Origin of the sequence: Providencia sp. PROV048 (genome assembly GCF_033688165.1) — a bacterium.
Classification (GTDB): domain Bacteria; phylum Pseudomonadota; class Gammaproteobacteria; order Enterobacterales; family Enterobacteriaceae; genus Providencia; species Providencia hangzhouensis.
This window is the reverse complement of record NZ_CP096360.1, coordinates 476,843-493,065: the sequence shown is the minus strand read 5'-3', so window position 1 is coordinate 493,065 and position 16,223 is coordinate 476,843. Positions and strand designations below refer to the sequence as shown.

At 39.2% G+C, this 16,223-nt stretch carries 13 protein-coding genes; 9 read left to right on the top strand and 4 right to left on the bottom strand.

The window, feature by feature from the left end; genetic code table 11:
• Window positions 1–167: 167 nt before the first annotated feature.
• The 4 genes from M1F26_RS02110 to M1F26_RS02095 form a co-directional block, all read right to left on the bottom strand.
• A complete protein-coding gene (locus tag M1F26_RS02110) occupies window positions 168–1,427 on the bottom strand; it encodes an aromatic amino acid transport family protein (RefSeq protein WP_410482047.1) in 1,260 nt (419 codons plus the stop codon).
• A 284-nt stretch (window positions 1,428–1,711) separates the two neighbouring features.
• Window positions 1,712–3,070 carry an anaerobic C4-dicarboxylate transporter DcuC gene (gene dcuC / locus M1F26_RS02105; protein WP_102139170.1) on the bottom strand — a complete coding sequence of 453 codons (1,359 nt, stop codon included), beginning with the start codon at window positions 3,068–3,070 and terminating at the stop codon, window positions 1,712–1,714.
• Window positions 3,071–3,323: 253 nt separating this feature from the next.
• Window positions 3,324–3,779, bottom strand: coding sequence for a regulatory protein RecX (locus M1F26_RS02100; RefSeq protein ID WP_140172595.1), 456 nt, complete (start codon window positions 3,777–3,779; stop codon window positions 3,324–3,326).
• 270 nt (window positions 3,780–4,049) lie between these two features.
• On the bottom strand, window positions 4,050–5,507 hold the full coding sequence (locus M1F26_RS02095; RefSeq protein ID WP_140172594.1) for a DUF4026 domain-containing protein: 1,458 nt from the start codon (window positions 5,505–5,507) through the stop codon (window positions 4,050–4,052).
• Between the two features lie 253 nt (window positions 5,508–5,760).
• On the opposite strand from M1F26_RS02095, the gene M1F26_RS02090 reads away from it, so the two are divergent.
• The 9 genes from M1F26_RS02090 (at window position 5,761) to M1F26_RS02050 (ending at window position 16,198) form a co-directional block, all read left to right on the top strand.
• Complete coding sequence (locus tag M1F26_RS02090) at window positions 5,761–5,943, top strand: hypothetical protein (RefSeq protein ID WP_140172593.1); 183 nt, start codon at window positions 5,761–5,763, stop codon at window positions 5,941–5,943.
• Window positions 5,944–6,167: 224 nt separating this feature from the next.
• Window positions 6,168–7,169 carry a hypothetical protein gene (locus M1F26_RS02085; protein WP_140172592.1) on the top strand — a complete coding sequence of 334 codons (1,002 nt, stop codon included), beginning with the start codon at window positions 6,168–6,170 and terminating at the stop codon, window positions 7,167–7,169.
• Window positions 7,169–8,314: a BamA/TamA family outer membrane protein gene (locus M1F26_RS02080; RefSeq protein WP_140172591.1), complete on the top strand. Its 1,146-nt coding sequence runs from the start codon at window positions 7,169–7,171 to the stop codon at window positions 8,312–8,314. Before M1F26_RS02085 ends, M1F26_RS02080 begins: the two co-directional genes overlap by 1 nt.
• Entirely contained in the window at window positions 8,314–9,459 is a 1,146-nt protein-coding gene (locus tag M1F26_RS02075; RefSeq protein ID WP_140172590.1) for a DUF4056 domain-containing protein, read from the top strand. The genes M1F26_RS02080 and M1F26_RS02075 overlap by 1 nt, the downstream gene beginning before the upstream one ends.
• A 492-nt stretch (window positions 9,460–9,951) precedes the next feature.
• The gene (locus M1F26_RS02070) at window positions 9,952–10,761 is read left to right on the top strand and encodes a protein bax (protein ID WP_109912620.1); all 810 of its coding nucleotides are present in this window, start codon (window positions 9,952–9,954) and stop codon (window positions 10,759–10,761) included.
• A 338-nt stretch (window positions 10,762–11,099) separates the two neighbouring features.
• Window positions 11,100–12,518, top strand: coding sequence for an MBOAT family O-acyltransferase (locus M1F26_RS02065; RefSeq protein ID WP_140172589.1), 1,419 nt, complete (start codon window positions 11,100–11,102; stop codon window positions 12,516–12,518).
• Entirely contained in the window at window positions 12,505–13,674 is a 1,170-nt protein-coding gene (locus M1F26_RS02060; RefSeq protein WP_036958347.1) for a DUF459 domain-containing protein, read from the top strand. The genes M1F26_RS02065 and M1F26_RS02060 overlap by 14 nt, the downstream gene beginning before the upstream one ends.
• Entirely contained in the window at window positions 13,646–14,872 is a 1,227-nt protein-coding gene (locus tag M1F26_RS02055) for an SGNH/GDSL hydrolase family protein (protein WP_140172588.1), read from the top strand. Before M1F26_RS02060 ends, M1F26_RS02055 begins: the two co-directional genes overlap by 29 nt.
• Window positions 14,873–15,379: 507 nt before the next feature.
• Window positions 15,380–16,198, top strand: a complete 819-nt coding sequence (locus tag M1F26_RS02050; protein ID WP_140172587.1) for a helix-turn-helix domain-containing protein — start codon at window positions 15,380–15,382, stop codon at window positions 16,196–16,198.
• Window positions 16,199–16,223: the final 25 nt, after the last annotated feature.

The window sequence follows — 16,223 nt, the reverse complement described above, 5'->3', positions numbered from 1 at the left end:
TTGAAATTATTTCATATTGATAGATACGGTGAGGGTGATTATCACACCTCTCAGCTTAAAAATTAGTTATATCAATGTCTATTCATATAACCTAGTTCGTATTGATATAAAAAAAGCCATGACTTTTACAGGTCATGGCTCTGTTTCTTATATCACTTTATTTATAACTATAAGAAAGCACCATAAATAACCGAAGTAATAGACGCTAATCCACAGATAAAAGTGAAGATTTGTGCCAGTTTTGAAGTGCTAAATTTCTTCATTGCAGGAACAATATTCATCGAAATAACAGGCAGAAGGAATAGGATAGCGGCAATCATTGGTGCCCCCATCGTTTCAATCATGCCTAAAATACTTGGGTTACGAATAGTCACAATCCAGGTTGTTATCACAATAAATAACATGGATGCCGTTTGAATTTTCTTCACAGAGAAAGAAGAGCGAGATTTAATTAACCCAACCAAACCTTCGTGAGCGCCTAAGAAGTGACCAAAGTAACTTGATACAATCGCAGCGAAAGCAACAATAGGCCCTAAATAAGATAGGATTGGCGATGGGTTAATATTCGCGATATGTGATAGCACACTAATATTCTGTTCTTTCGCAACGGCAAGCTCTGCAGGGCTTAGTGATAAGACCACAGAGAAAACGAAAAACATCACAAAACCTGTCAGCATTAATGCTGCACCACCCGTAATCATATCTGTTTTCACAATCGCATTATTACCAAACTGCTGACGTTGGTCTTTAGTAAATTGGCTGATAATTGGGCTATGGTTAAATGAGAATACGATTAGTGGGATCGCCATCCAAACAATCACAGGCATTGCACTCCAATCAGGAGCCACTTCTAGCATTGACGTATTCCATTCAGGAATTAAATACAATGATAAAGCTAATAAAATGAATACCAGAGGGTAAACCATTAGAGAAGTAAGCTTTAGCATAAGCTCACGACCAAACACCACCCCTGCAGTCATTGCTGCAATCAGCACCCCAGACAGTAACCATCGTGGCAGCGGCTCTATTTCGAGTTGATTTACCAAGAATGAATCAACGGTATTTGTGATACCTACACCGTAAATCAATACGATAGGGTAAATAGCAAAGAAATAAGCAAACGTTATAATATTTGCGCCTACTTTACCAAAGTGCTCTTCTACCGTATCTGTAATATCCGCATTTGGATTTTTTGAAGATAAAACAAAGCGTGCTAACCCTTTATGGGCTAACCAAATCATTGGTGTTGCAATTATTGCTAATATTACTAATGGCCAAAACCCCCCTGCACCCGCTTTAATTGGCAGGAATAGAACTCCTGCCCCTACGGCGGTACCGAATAAAGAAAGTACCCAAGTAAAATCCTTATAGGTCCACTTACTAACAGGTTTATCTGCTGTATCTACTGTATCTACTGTTTTTTCAATTGTGCTCATCTTGTGTTCTTCATCATTAACGTTATTAAAATAAGATGTGCAGATTTTGCATTAAATAATCAACAGTGCCTAATTTAATCACGCTATTTTTTCAACTTTTTGGTGTAGATCTCGTTAATAACGTAAAAAAAATAAATACCACGTAATTATTCTGTGAATAAATAATTTTGCAATTAATTAAAAAAGTAAATTTTAGATATAAAGTATTTAATTTTTAATTTGAAAAATGGCTGAGCCATTTGCTCAGCCATTTTTTTACCTGAAAAACTGAAGTTTTATAGGTAGACTGGAACTAATATTTCTGTCGCAATCACCACCACAACCAATCCAACTAATACTGGAATTGACGTTCTTTTCACCACTTCAAAAGGAGAGATTTTTGCCATACCAGATACAGCTACGACAACCCCTGATACAGGCGATAAAGTCCGCCCTAAATTAGAGGCTTGCAACATTGGGATCACTAAATAAGCAGGGTTGACGCCCATTTGTTTTGCTAAATGAGGGATTAGCTCAACAAACGCATAGAACGGTGCATTTCCCGAGCCCGTTGTCATCGCGGCTAACATCGTAATCACGACCAGGGCAATCATCATCACAATTGCACCTGAACCAAATGATTGTGCGAGGTCAATTAGCCCTTTGATGAAACCAATGGTGCTTAAACCCTGCGCAAAGACCCCAGCGGCGACTAACAACATCACAACCGTTGCAAATGCATCAGCCATTCCTCTATAACAAACTTCTAAGCCACCATAGACGTGTTTCGCGCTAAAACTGCGTAAAAACTCAATGACTGCAGCTAAAATAATGCAGCCAACAATAATCGTAACGATATGCAATTCAGGCGCCCATTTACCATCAAACACTAAAACACCGATAATTGGCGTAAAAGGCAAGATAGCGTAGAAAGCAGGTGCGTGTGTTTTGATTTCATTGACGTCTAACATTTCTGTTTTGACGTTCTCTTTTCTGTCTAAATAACGTTGCCAGAAGAAGTGCGCAATTGACATTGCCACAATTGCCGCGATAGAAATCGGTAAGGTCGTTTTAAATGCGAAGTCGATTAATGGCATTTCAGCCGCTTTTGCCGCCAAAATAACGTCACCGGATGTTGGCGCTAAAATAATTGCCGCTGGCGATGCACAAATTGCCGCTGCTGCACCACGACTGATCCCAACATTCACCATTACAGGGAATAATGTCGCCATCAGTAATACACCGAGGCCTGTCGCAGAAGATACCGCCAGTGACATCAAACATGCCACAATATAAGCAGCAACCATCAACAAATAAGGTGAGTTGATCATTTTTAATGGCTTAGAGGCGATTTTCACCACAACATCATTCGCCCCAATGTGAGTCATATAAGATGCAAACCCACATAACACCATGATCATCATACCAAGGTCGCCACCTCGGCTCATTAATAGGAATTTTATGTATTCCAGAATATCTGTTACACGCCACCCCGTCGTCGGAACAGAACCTGGTAAAATACTTTTGCCCATAATAGCGGTAATGATTAGAAGTAAAATCCCCCCTGTCATTAGTACACCCGTTGCGGAATACCCTTTTATGATATAACGCCCAACTCCAATGGCGACAATAACGCCGATTAAGAGCTCAATCATTTATTTCTCCTGCCTGTCTTATTTTGTAATTATAAAAAAAATTACTCTGCCTAATCATTAAGCAAAATTCACTGACAATGATCATGTCAGCAGATGATTTTTAATATAGAAATGCGTTAAAACACAAGAGAAATAAATAAAAAATCTTTTTAGGCAGCAAGTTATAGCTAATATTCCCCAAATATTAATCAAGAATAGGAAAATCAGCTTAGTTTAGTTATGTGATATTTTTCACATTAAAGGGGGGAATTGATTAACTAAATAACTCATAAATCATATCACCAAAAAAACCGCGATATTGCAGATAACGAATTTGCTTACTTTTTTCTTTAAAATCTTTAGGAATATTGTCCCCAAACTTCTTATTGCGTACTAATGCGGCCTTTTCAAACCAATCTACATCTAGAGTAGCAAAATGCTTTTCCACAACCGTTTCAGTGAAACCTTTCTGCCGCATTTCTTGTTTTATCCGCAATGGGCCGTATCCCTTGCGCAGATAACCTTGCATTAATAGCCCTGCAACACGGTCATCATCAAGAAAATGTTGCTCACTTAGCCTTTCAAGCACCAATTCAATTAAAGGCTCATCAATAATACCCTCATTTTTTTCATACATACGCCGTTTCATACGAGCAAATAGCTCTGCTTTACCGTAATCACGGCGGGAAAGCATAAATAAGGCATATTGGTAAAGCTCGGTTTCATTCATGGCGTTAAACTTTCATCATTAAATTGGGCGCATTGCACGCCCAGTCTAACATAAACCTTTGTACTCTAGCTTGAATAAGCATGTGACTCGACTGGCTGAACGCAGTCACCCCCCATGCAGCTTGAATCGTGACGCGTATGTACTCTAAATAATTCAAGTTGCATGTAGGCGACAAACGAAGACAGACCGATGAGCATACATAAGTATGTGATTCGGCTGGCTGAGTGCAGTCAACACCCATGCAGCTTGAAGTATGACGAGTATGACAAGTTAGTGAACTTGAGCGCCACTTAACAATTTATATATCGTATCAGGGGTATAACTGCCGTCTTGGAAATAAATTGTCCAATCCGTAATATCGTCGCGCGTTAATGGATAAACTTCCCCTTCTTGCATATTTTTCACATAAAAAGGATGGTTAATTAAACGCCCTTCAAACTGGTCACCATTCCAAGAAACAGGCTCAAACCACATATGTTCATGACCATCGAAATCTTCTTCTGCATCATGGTAACCAATACCGCATTTCACTAAAAAGCGCCATTCCGAATCTTCAGCTTCCTCGTTTTTACCAAGGAATTTGGCAAGAAAACCTTTTTTCTGAGCGACAGGTTTCGGGCCATAGTTATCTAACATATGGGTGAAGTATTCCCAACGTAATTTAGCTTTACGCGACATATCTGCCGTTTCTTCATCGGTACGCATAAACATCATGGCGTTTTGATCTTCAAACCCTTCAAAGAAGCTTTCTAAGGTTGGGTTTTCTTGTGTTACACGGAATAACATGGCTGAAGGATGTTGATGAGATTCGTCTCTATCATGCCAATCTCCCATAAAACGCTCTGATGATGCATCTCCAAACTCGAAACTCATCTCTTCTAGCGGTTTTAAATCATCAATTGGTGTGGATTTACCTACATGCAATAACCCTTCTTCAAACGGTACTGCAACTAAATATTCATAGCCCGCCTGGGTTTGTCCAATAAAAATGGGCTCATTAAACACGATTTTCCCGTGAGTAATGCTGTTATTCACGAAGCTCCAAAACAGTTCGGGAATACCATAATAAGAAGCAATCGGGTGCGGTATAATAATTTCTGCTTCTGATAAACCACAACGTGCCAAGCCATGAGTGTGGAACCAATACATGGTCGGCGCACGCTCTTCTTTCCGCTTGTCTTCGTTATCTTCTTGGTCATAAATAGCATGAACAACATACAGAGAGTCAATGCTTGGCATCAAATCATCAATGAGTTGGAAATTAAGCCACTCACGAGTAAACACTTTCCCTGCGGCAGAAATATCCAAGCCCAGTAATAAATCGGGTACCAAGATTTGAATGACCTTTAGCTGCTGCAGATAATTGACTAATGGTTGCCCTTGAAATAAGCACTCAATAATTACCGCTTGGGGGGCAGCACTTGCTTCTGCATACAGCTCAGGGCTGATTGGGTCAGTGGCAAAATAAGGGTTGATGGTATATTCAGGGTCGCTATCCACTAAAGCGATATAAAAACGTAATTCTTCTTCATCTTTTTTACAGCTAAAGAAAAAACCGCCATCCTCTGGAATGTAATCTATTTCACCCTCGGTGAAATAAGTTTGTTCTTCTAAACGCTGCTCAAGTAATAAAGACGTCAGCTCAGAACCAGGAATAGCAACCATCATTGATGCTTCTTTCTCGCCCTCACCTGCTGCGGTATCAAGGTAGTGTTGTTTATTATTCATTTTCAGACCTATTAATAAGTGACTGTGGCGAGGATATCAGCTTATATTCATTAAGAATATTGTGATTATTCTTAACAAACTGAGATTGTGATTTGTTCCTTCGTATTGCAACTAAGTTAATAAATAATCATTATTCGACAATCAGTTATTCTACTTTTCATACGGTATTGGCTGAGGCACAATAATACTCTTTCTTTAATTTGCTTTATATTGATGAAGCAAAAAGTTCTATTTCAATAAAGGTAATTCAAATATGGCTGATTTAACCAAAGCACAAAAAGAATATGTCGATGATCTCGCAATGCAACGCGTTTTCGATATGAATAGCGATGAAGTGTTGGTCAACGCCTTAGAACAAAAGATTCACCAAATGGAAGACCATTTAAAAGCCTATTTTCATGAGCGTGTTAAGTTTCATCAACAAAACAAAAAGTAGTATTTTCAGCCCTATCGTGCCGATGTTATTTCTTGCATCGGCAGCTATTTTAGGTATGAAAAATGATAATCTTAAATAAATAATTAACATACAGGTATCTAGTTTTAGATCTTCATAAAAAAGCATTAAGCGCTATCGATAAAAAAATTATCAATGTTAAAATTCCAACTATTATAGATATACCTAACTACACCTCTCTATTATCTAAAGATTGAGCCAATTTTATGAAACGCATTCAATTCAGTACTGCACTGATTCTTTCTTCTATTATGAGCATGTCTGTGAGCTTTGCCGATAGTGATCGTCCGTTATTTTCGGTCTCTGTAAGTGAGTCTGGAGTCCCACAAAGTAACAGCGAAGGCGGCATTACTCGTTCTTCTACCACAGAGTCACGAGTACTGCCGATTTGGGGCGATGAAGCCCGCGCTCGAGGGTATGATTTACCGGAACCTTTTGGGGTGAGTTATGGTTATATGAATCTGCGCCAGGACATTATCGTCGATAAGATTGGCTTTAACTCTGATACACGATTAGGACAAGGTCTTCTTTCTAATATTTTAGTTGAAACAGGTCATACCCGAGAAAAAAATGAATCACACATGCTAAAGCTGGATGCTTGGGTTCTACCATTCATGAATATCTACGGTGTTTATGGAAAAACAAAAGGTTCATCTAAAACTAATATCACTGGTATATATATGAAAGGGCAACCTGGCCCAATGTGGGAGAACTTACCTTTTTCATTGGATTTTAAAGGAAAAACATACGGAGGTGGGGTAACCTTTGCTGGTGGATATAACCAATTTTTTGGGACATTAGACCTAAACTATACTAAAACAAACCTTGATATCTTAGATGGTGATATTACCGCTTTTGTTATGACACCCCGTATTGGATATGAATTTGTGTTCGAGCCATTGATTAGTGGCCAAGGGAATACGAAAGTTCAAATTTGGACTGGTGCCATGTACCAAGATATCACTCAGCGTTTTAAAGGTGACGTTAGTAAATTGAACCTTCCCGAAGAACTTGATTTCTTCATGAATAATCCTGCAATGAAACCCATAATAGGCAATGTTAAATTCGATGTTAAACAGCATCTTGCCCATAAATGGAATAATACTGTCGGTGCTCGGGTTGAACTGACTCGGAATTTTAATGTATTAACCGAAATCGGCTTTAACAACCGTAACAGCTTCTTTATTTCTGGAGAATTCCGTTTTTAATGTGGCATTCGGCAATTATCCAAAGGCTGGCCTTGCTCAGCCTTTTTATTATTTTTCCCGCTAAAGCTGATTTACTCCCTGATCGCCAGCAAATCGATGGCTGGTTAAACGATCTCGGTGGAAAAAATAGCTTTGATGAAAGTAAAACTGTCGATTGGGGCGTATTACCGGGGCCATTTTATACCCCCGAAATGGGCATTGGTATTGGCACCGCACTGGTTGGTTTATATCGAATAGATAAAGAAGATAAACAAACCCAGCCGTCTTCTATTGGCTTAAGCGGTTTTGCGTCGTCGACCGGCGCGTTTGGCTTAAATTTTACCAATTATAATTTTATTGATAACGACCAGTGGCGGTTATTTGTTTCCGGCACCATTAACAATATTCCCACTTATTACTGGGGTAAGGGATATTCTGCAGGGAAAAACGATCACAATAAAGAAAAGTACCATTCCCAAGAATTCCAAATAACCCCAAGAGTCTTATATCAATTGGCCGATTCGACTTATATTGGTCTTGGTTGGGACTTTTCATCAATCAATGCCAGTGATCCTGATAATGGCGCCAAACAGTATTTCTCCAATTCAATTGGGGGTCGTTCGGTGTTAAATTCAGGCGTCAGTGCATACTACAGTTATGACACACGAGATTTTCTGCCCAATGCCTATCATGGGCAAGCTTTTGAGGCCATCTATACTTATTTTGCGCCTACCCTCGGTAGCGATACACGTTTCCAAACCACCCAATTACAATATGCCTATTACCATGCCTTAGCCGAAGAGACTGTTATTGCATTCGACAACTATGCGAGGTTTTCAACCGGAAATGTACCGTGGAACCAGCTATCATTACTCGGTAATGGTAACCGTATGCGCGGGTATTACGAAGGCCGCTATCGTGATAACAATATATTCACCAGCCAAATTGAACTTCGCCATAAACTCGATTGGCGTCATGGCGTTGTGGGTTGGCTAGGAACAGGAACCATGAGTGATGCTGCATCTGAATTAGGCCAAGGGCATTGGTTGCCCACTGTTGGCGTAGGCTATCGTTTTGAATTTAAACCAAGAATGAATGTTCGCTTGGATTTCGGTGTTGGCCGCAACAGTACAGGGGTATATTTTCAAGTTGGGGAGGCGTTTTAATGTTCAAATGGGTTCTGGCAATGGGGATTGGGCTTTTATTAGCCGCTTGCCAAAGTCATGACAAACTGGACTTGCCTGCCATTGAGCCTGTCATTACCCCCTATACTTTTGAAGAAGCCTCACAAAATTGGCCTATTATTGCTTCCTTAGCCCCACCACAAGGTTTGCGCGCTTGCTGCGCCTTTGGCTACAACTTGCAAGCTGAGCTATGGGGATTACCTGTCCCGTTTTACACTATCGATAATATCGTTGAAGCAGATAGCCTCGGTGAACATCATTATAATGACAGCTTTTTAGGTGCCTCTGCTGCATTAATGGGGCTCAGTAATGAAAAAATAGGCTTACTCTATACAGATAAAAGCGGGTTTATTGATATTTCCCATGTCAGAGATACTGCAGATTATACTTTTTACTTATTTAGCCAAATTTACCCACGCCTTGGTCAACAATGGTCGCTGTCACTTAGTGAAGAGTTAGCGGATAGACAAATTCATTTCAGTGCATTTGAACCACCACAATCTGCCAAACAACGTTATACCCTAAGCGCCTACTTAGCCGCAAAATTGGCTTTCCAGCTCGCGGTATGGCATGAAATTGCCCAGTGGTATGGTTATCAATCTGTACCGGGGTTTTCTGAAGGGGTTTCCGCATTTTCCCCTGAAGACCTGTACTCAAATTTACTTGGTTCCCGTCTCGCCTTAACTTTGATACTACAAGGCCGAGCAGGCTCTTTAGCCACTTACTCTCAATCAATGGAAAATACTCTTCCACTGGCCCTTCACCAACTCGGTAGCAAAGATAGAAAAACCACGCGAAAAATATTTGATAGCGTTGATGGTTTATGGTGGAACAGTTACCGCAGAGTACCAGAGAAATTTCTTGTTTTAACAAGAGATTACCAAACAAGTGACCAACGTTATCCTCTGATGCCCCCACAAATTATGCCATCTGAAGGCTTATTTTTAACGTTGCCTGAGCGCTATCTCAAATATGATTTGTCATTACTCGCACAACTGCGTTTGCTCCCTACTGGAAATATGAAACAGCTCCCCAAACCGACCTCTTATTGGACAGTGGCTGATTTTCCACAGCTGGCGGAAGATGCGAAGCAACAAGATTTACTGCAACAAATTTTAAAACCTTAAAGGGACTATTTCTGATATCCATATGACTCACCCTATAGGACTTTATCCTGACATTGTTGCGCTTAAAATTTAAGGTAAATGTCACTTTTTACTCATTTGCAGATAATAATCTTATTTCACTTTTGTCGCCTCGATAGGCTTTAATAAAACGATAGAGAACTCATTTCGGTCAAAAAATAGACTACTGACTGCTTATTTTTCAGACAAAATAACCCTATAACAACTAAATGAATTGTGTGTTTTTTACTCAAATTTAACTTAAGTAAAGCGCGAACGCCACGGGAATAAACAGTTTAATTTATCATTCATCATATGAAAATATACCAAACGAAACCATTAGGTCATTTAAAATCAATACATTCATATTAATATAAAAAAACCCACAAAATAATACAGAAGTTTCCTTAATGTCACCCGGATAAATGTAGCTCGTGAAAAATTAATCTGCTAATATTCGCTCGAATTTTGTTCAGAGATACTTAGGAGAAGCAAATGCCCTCTCGAACGATGAGGACAAACGCCGTCTTCGCTTTCTTATTTTTACTTTTATTTTCGAGCCTGAGTATGGGCTCCACCAGTACCAGCACAATGCTCAATAAAGAGTATACTAATAAAACTGTGCAACAGAATGTAAGTCAGGCTAAAACCTCACTCCCTGATTTACGTAAATACCCTTCTGGTACACCTCGAAAGAAAGCATTTTTGAAAACGGTTGTCCCTGTTATAGAAAAAGTGAATAAGCAGATCATGGCTGAACGTACTTGGTTGTTATCAGTACGAGCTAACAAGAAATGGAGCGCCCAAGAATTGCGCCGTCTTGAGCAAATCTGTAATAGTTATGGTATGAAGTGTAGTAACCCAAAACGTTTAAATTGGGACAAACTATTGAGTCGTGTCGACATCATGCCAACGCACTTAGTTGCAACACAAGCAGCAACAGAGTCTGGCTGGGGTACTTCACAACTTGCTCTGCAAAACGGTAATTTATTTGGTATGCGCTGCGGTAGCGGCTGCCAAACTAAGAAAGGTAAAGTCAAAGGCTATTCTTCCTATACTTCTGTAGAAGATACTGTGACTGCTTATATGAAGAACATGAATACCCATAATGCTTATGAGTCACTACGTACTTCACGAGCAAAACAGCGTCTATCAAAAGATGAGCTAGATACTAAAAAGTTAATCAATGATATGAAAGGGTACTCAGAGTTAGGTTCTACTTATAACCGCTATTTACAAGAGATGTACGCGAGTAATGAAGAATTGATCACACAAGCTCAGCAAAGAGCAGCCACTCGCATTTAATTTTGTATCACCAGGTACAAGACATAAAAAATCCACTTAACTAAGTGGATTTTTTTATCCCTCACAAACCGTATTTAACTTACTTAACTCATTCGACCAATTCATTTTTTATGTTTTTTTAGATTTACTCTATTGCCTTAAATAGTTCGAGTGGTGGCGAGGCGGCAAGAAAAGCTACCCCTAGGAGCATACATAAGTATGTGACTAGGGTAGCTGAACGTAGCCAACAAAGTCACCGCTCGAAATATGACAAGCAATATTCTGATTGCATAGAAAAAGAGATCAAATATCATATACCCTAACCTTCTAACAAAATAATTAACATCTTTGAGTCTAATATGAATTTCTTCTCTTTTGAGTTTCTTGGCTCTTTCTTGATTTTTTTTCTTATTTATTGGGGTTGTCAGCCCAGTGCAAAGTTACAAAATGGCTTATTAATCACTGCTAGCTATTTTTTTGTTTATTCATTTAGTCCTGACTTTGCTTATATCTTATTTAGCTACACACTGATTATTTATTTGCTTACCAACGTGGCAACCAATTGGCTCTCTAGTCGATGGATATACGGTATTCTTACCGCTGTCATTGTTGGCTTCTTTACCACCTTTAAATATTACTCATTCTTCCAAGAGACTATTCAGCAAACACTCGATAAATTTGGTTTTAGTGTTGGTCTTCCTATATTGGAAATACTCGCACCACTTGGACTCTCATTTTATGTATTCCACTCGGTAAGCTATACGGTATCAGTTTGTCGCAAAGAAATTCCTAAAGCCGATTTCTTTGATGTAACATTGTATCTTGCATTTTTTCCGAGCATCGTCGCGGGGCCAATCAACCGCGCGAAGAACTTTCTTCCCCAAATACAAGCGGAAAGCCGTGAGGTTTTAGATCCTCGAAAAGCGATATTGCTTATTTCATTAGCACTAGTGAAATTGTTTTTATTTAGCTCTTACTTGTCTGAAAATTTTGTAAATCCAGTCTTTGATTCTCCCGTGGGTTACAATGCGGGAGAGATCCTAGTAGCAACCTATGCCTATGCTTGGAATATTTACTTTAACTTCTCAGGTTATACCAATCTGGTGACGGGCATCGCGTTATTATTAGGATTTAGAGTCCCTGTTAACTTTAATGCGCCTTATTTAGCTGCAAATTTAAAAGAGTTTTGGGCCCGTTGGCACATCAGCTTATCTACATTTATTCGCGACTATATTTATATCCCCCTAGGCGGTAACCGCAAAGGTTTTAGCCGTATGAATACCAATGTATTCCTTGCGATGGTCATTTCAGGGTTATGGCATGGTGCAGCAATGACATTTGTAGTTTGGGGAGCCATTCATGGATTAGGAATTGTGCTACTCAATCTTAAGAGTTTATGCATGGAAAAATTAGGATGGACCCAAGTGATTCCTAATAAAACATTATCCGTTTGGGTGTCACGAATTATTACTTTCCATTTTGTCTGCTTTGCATGGATTTTCTTCCGTAGCCCCTCATTTGATGATGCCCTGTTAATGGCCAATCAAATCATTGCACCTGGTTTTATTGCTTCAATTAATGCAAGCCTAGGCTTACTAATCGCATTTTGGCTACTACTGATTGCCTACCCTTATTTTGTACAAGGCTACCATTATGTGGCAAAAAAATACCAAACCATTCCTTGGTATTATTATCCTATTCCGCTCGCGATTATTCTAACTATTATGTTTATGCTTTCTCCTTCAGGTATGCCGGGGTTTATTTATGCTAACTTCTGAGTTTAAAAATACCCTAATCAAAGTTGGGCAGATTTTATTTATTGTCCTAATTGCTGGCCTATTATTAATTTGGTTGAATCAAAGCTCACTAGAACGATTTTGGCAGCAAAAATATCACCAAGATACCCCATGGGCGAAAATGGCAGGGAATCCTATCTGGGATTATGGTGCTTATTTACATGATGGTGCGCTTGAAGCAGGAAGCTTATTCACTTATTACGCATCAGGGCAAAAAGCGCAGGAAGACAAACAAGCCGCTGAGCTTGAACTGGCCAATAAAGATAAAAAACTCAGTTTCCCCAAAGAGTTTCAAATTGGTCTTCACTTCGTAAATGGCTATATTTATCCAGCTGAAAGCTTATCGATTACTTTCCCTGAGCGGCTTAAACGACCACAAGTTAGAGAGAAAAACCAGAAAATTAACTTTGGTGGTTTTACAATCAAAAAAGATCAGCCAATCGTGGCGAAACATATTGCCAATATCGAAAAAGGCCAACAAGTCCTGTTCGCGGGGGACTCCATGATGCAAGGCGTCGCTCCACATGTTAAAAACATGCTGTTAAAAAAATATAATATCGATAGCATTAACCTAAGCAAGCAAAGTACAGGACTGGCGTATCCACGCTTTTTCAATTGGCCCCAAACCATTGCTAAGGCATTGAATGATAACCCCAACATTAAGGTTTTAGTCGTTTTTTTAGGACCTAACGACCCTTGGGATATGCCACCACAAACGGGTTATAAATACGTCAAATTTAAAAGTGAAGATTGGGAAAAAGTGTACCGTGAACGAATTGGTGATATAATATCGACCGCTCGCCAGCACAATGTTGATGTTATTTGGGTTGGGCCTCCTAATATGCGTAAAAATACGCTCTCCGATGGTATGAAATTCTTAAGTAGCCTCTACCAATCTGAAGTTGAAGACAACGGTGAAATTTACTTTTCGGTCAATGATGTCTTTAAATATAAAGGCGATACCTATTCTGACTATATCGGTGATGCGAGTAGTACCATTAAATTGCGAAGTGGTGACGGGATCCATTTCAGCGGAAAAGGCCAACAATTGATCGCTGAAAAAGTATTCTCACTCATTCATTTCGAAGAAGAGGAAGAAAAGGAACCTCATGAAACTGAACAAACTGTGTCAAGCTAAGTCCAAAATATTGGCGGGTAGCGTGATTGCGCTTTTGTCGCTGGGCTTATTATCTTGCCAGAACACATCAGACAAAACTCGCACGACTAGCCCGCCTAAAGGCCAGCCAGTCGTTGCACAAGGGCAGTTGGTCAATAACGCAGAGCCTAATTTGCCACAATTGGCAAATAAGTTGCGCCAAGGCAACCAACAAGTTCACATTGTCCAAATTGGTGATTCACATACAGCCGCTGACTTTTTCAGCGGTAATTTAAGAACATTATTTCAGCAACGTTATGGTGATGCGGGCCCAGGCTTCATTCCTCCGATTTCGGTACCTGGGCAACGAACAGCGACCATTAACCGTATGAGCGAAAAGAAAGAGTGGTCACTGGCTTCAAGCCGCAAAGATGAACGCTTTGATTACCCACTTGGTGGGCTAATTGCCGAGCCACAAGCAGCCAACAGTAAAGTAGTGCTCAAGCCTTTACAGCCTGCGCTAGGTGCTTATCAGCTACAAACTCTATACCAAAGCACAAGTGACTCACAAATGCGTGTCGCTCCTGCCGTCTCCCCCAATGTTGCATTGCCAGCCACAGGCAACCAGTGGGTATTTTCGTCCCCTGTAAATACCCAGCTTCCAGCCCAAGTTACTGTTAATAAAGGTGATGGGTTGAAAATTGGTGGGTGGTTAGTGCGTTCGCAAAAACCAGGAGTAATGTTTTCAGCTCTTGGGCTCAATGGTGCAACACTGAGTATGACAGATAAATGGCAACCACAATGGAGCGAAACCTTAGCTCAAATGTCCCCTGATATGGTGATTTTAGCCTATGGAACCAATGAAGCTTTTAACGATACATTAGATTTAGCCGCTTACGAGCAAAATTTACGCGCCAAAATTCGCTTAATTCGCCAACAAATGCCAAATAGCGTTATTTTACTTATCGGCCCGAATGATTCACTTAAATTTAATGATGCGGCGAGTTGCCAAGCTCAGATGCCAGTGAATTTAACGAGTGTGATTCAAATTCAAAAAACAGTTGCCGCTCAGGAAAATACGCTATTTTGGGACTGGCAAGCCTTTATGGGTGGTCCTTGTTCAATCCGTACATGGGCAGCACAAGATTTAGCACGACCTGATAATGTGCACCTCTCCGTCGAGGGTTATAAGAAGAGCGCACAAGGCCTATATAGTCAGTTAAACCAAATATTGAATTGATTACTGGTCCAACGCACGATAAGGCAGAAGTATATTCAACGTACTCTGCCTTTTTATTTACTCCTACTATTTTTTAATGTTAAGCACCTAATAGTTGTCATTTCACTTTGTTTTTTTCTTACTTATCTTTTTTTTACTCTAAAAACATAATTCCAATATTAAAATAAAAATAATTATTTTAAATAAAAACAATGAGTTAAAATAATGGCTCTCGGAATATTACTGACTCGTTAAGAATTTATTGTTCTCTCTCAAAAACATAAAAAATCGTGACCAGTAATTAAATCAATATACCCTATATAAAATTAGTATCCCTGCGTTCCTTTTAATAAACCACATCGCTATACACTGAAGTTTATTAAGTCAGGAAGTAATAACAAATCGATCTTTCAGCTTATGCAAGCTCAAGGTTTGTTATTAAAAATATGGAAGCCGTGAACAATTCTTTGACACAACCAGAATAATTTTACGGTAATAATCGTAGGTAATATTTATTTAGGTTCAAAAATGTCGACTAATTTCTGTGTAAAATCGTTTCATACCTATATTGAAACCCTATCAAATAAAATAAAAAATAGCCTTTATCTAACTCACTCTCTGCTATTTAAAGTGAGGTCTGGCGAAATTGAAATACGGATAGAAGAAGGCCCATGGCAAAGACTAACGGCTGCAGATATCTGTTTTCTCCCCAAAGGATCTTCAATTGAGATAATCAATCGTGATAATCACAATCTACTGGCTGTAGATGTACTTCCAATGACCACAGATATGTTGAAATCCTTTTATCAACAGCATGCAGCATTATTTATTAATAAGAAAAAGACACACTCAATAAGCCAAATTTGTTGTACTAGCTTACAAGAAAACCCGATTATTGAAGATGTATTTCATTCTGCTATTAAAGAAGCTAACTCGCCGACCAGCCATAATGTTATTCATATTTATTTAAACTTTATTCTATCATTTTTTTTACTGGTAAATGAATTTACCTCTACATTATATGCCTCAATGAATATCTCGATAAAAGATAAAGTGTATGACTTAATTTTTCATAGCGTAGGTAAACAATGCCATACTCTAGATACTATCGCAAAAAAACTCCATATGAGTCCTTCAACCCTTAAACGACGACTAGCCAGTGAACATACAAGTTTTTCCAAAATTAGCTTAATGTCCCGAATGAACAAAGCAATGATATTATCTAGAACAGAAAATATTCCTATGACACGTATCGCCCAAGAAGTCGGCTATGATGATGTCCCTTATTTTTTACTGGCATTTAAAAGTTTTCATGCGCAGCCAAGCTTCCCCCATTCCTTGATTTAGTACTTTATTCACCTTTAAACTTTAG

Coding starts and splice junctions, on each gene's coding strand:
- dcuC (WP_102139170.1), bottom strand. CDS start 3,070: ATGATTGAGCTCTTAATCGGCGTTATTGTCGCCATTGGAGTTGGGCGT.
- M1F26_RS02100 (WP_140172595.1), bottom strand. CDS start 3,779: ATGAATGAAACCGAGCTTTACCAATATGCCTTATTTATGCTTTCCCGC.
- M1F26_RS02095 (WP_140172594.1), bottom strand. CDS start 5,507: ATGAATAATAAACAACACTACCTTGATACCGCAGCAGGTGAGGGCGAG.
- M1F26_RS02090 (WP_140172593.1), top strand. CDS start 5,761: ATGGCTGATTTAACCAAAGCACAAAAAGAATATGTCGATGATCTCGCA.
- M1F26_RS02085 (WP_140172592.1), top strand. CDS start 6,168: ATGAAACGCATTCAATTCAGTACTGCACTGATTCTTTCTTCTATTATG.
- M1F26_RS02080 (WP_140172591.1), top strand. CDS start 7,169: ATGTGGCATTCGGCAATTATCCAAAGGCTGGCCTTGCTCAGCCTTTTT.
- M1F26_RS02075 (WP_140172590.1), top strand. CDS start 8,314: ATGTTCAAATGGGTTCTGGCAATGGGGATTGGGCTTTTATTAGCCGCT.
- M1F26_RS02070 (WP_109912620.1), top strand. CDS start 9,952: ATGCCCTCTCGAACGATGAGGACAAACGCCGTCTTCGCTTTCTTATTT.
- M1F26_RS02065 (WP_140172589.1), top strand. CDS start 11,100: ATGAATTTCTTCTCTTTTGAGTTTCTTGGCTCTTTCTTGATTTTTTTT.
- M1F26_RS02060 (WP_036958347.1), top strand. CDS start 12,505: ATGCTAACTTCTGAGTTTAAAAATACCCTAATCAAAGTTGGGCAGATT.
- M1F26_RS02055 (WP_140172588.1), top strand. CDS start 13,646: ATGAAACTGAACAAACTGTGTCAAGCTAAGTCCAAAATATTGGCGGGT.
- M1F26_RS02050 (WP_140172587.1), top strand. CDS start 15,380: ATGTCGACTAATTTCTGTGTAAAATCGTTTCATACCTATATTGAAACC.